Origin of the sequence: Rhodococcus sp. BL-253-APC-6A1W (assembly GCF_012843405.1) — a bacterium.
In the GTDB taxonomy this organism is placed as follows: domain Bacteria; phylum Actinomycetota; class Actinomycetes; order Mycobacteriales; family Mycobacteriaceae; genus Rhodococcus.
Genome location: NZ_JABAFB010000032.1, coordinates 1 through 867, shown reverse-complemented (window position 1 = coordinate 867; position 867 = coordinate 1). Strand labels below are relative to the sequence as shown.

Below are 867 nucleotides of genomic sequence, written 5' to 3'. Positions count from 1 at the left end.
TGCGGATCAGGTTGTCCGTAGACGCATCACCCGACTCCGGCTCACCCACACCCCCCAACACCGGCGCCAACACCGACGCCTGCTCCTTCCCCAACTCCACACCCCACTGATCGAACGAATCGATCCCCCACACCACACCCTCCACAAACACCTGATGCTCATACAACGCAATCAACTGCCCCAACGACGACGGCGACAACACCGGCGCCAACACCGTCGTCGACGGCCGATCACCCGGCATCACCTTGTGCGCCACCAACCCCTCCGGCACCCCCTCCGCCCGAAGCTCCGCCGCCGACTTCCCGAACGCCAACACCTTCGCCTGCGCAAACATGTTCGCCATCAACACCTCATGCATCGACCCCGACCCACCCACGGTCGGCAGATCATCGGTCGACCGACCGAACCCGATGAAATCCGCCGGCACCAGATGCGTCCCCTGATGCAACAACTGAAAAAACGCGTGCTGCCCGTTCGTCCCCGGCTCCCCCCAAAAAATCTCCCCCGTCCGATACGACACCGCCGACCCGTCCACCCGCACCGACTTACCGTTCGACTCCATCGCCAACTGCTGCAGATACGCCGGAAACCGCACCAGATCATTCGCATACGGCAACACCACCCGCGACTGCGCCCCCAACACCGACGTGTTCCACACCCCCAACAACCCCAACAACACCGGAACATTGCGCTCGAGCGGCACCGACCGGAAATGCTCATCGATCACCCGGAACCCCGCCAGCAACTCCCCGAACCGCTCCCGCCCGACCGCACACATCACCGCCAACCCGATCGCCGAATCCACCGAATACCGGCCCCCCACCCACTCCCAGAACCCGAACATGTTCACCGGATCGATCCCGAACT

Annotated in this window: 1 pseudogene; it reads right to left on the bottom strand. The window is 63.6% G+C overall.

The window, feature by feature from the left end:
• Window positions 1-867: pseudogene (locus tag HF877_RS21090) on the bottom strand (glucose-6-phosphate isomerase); the annotation flags it as partial.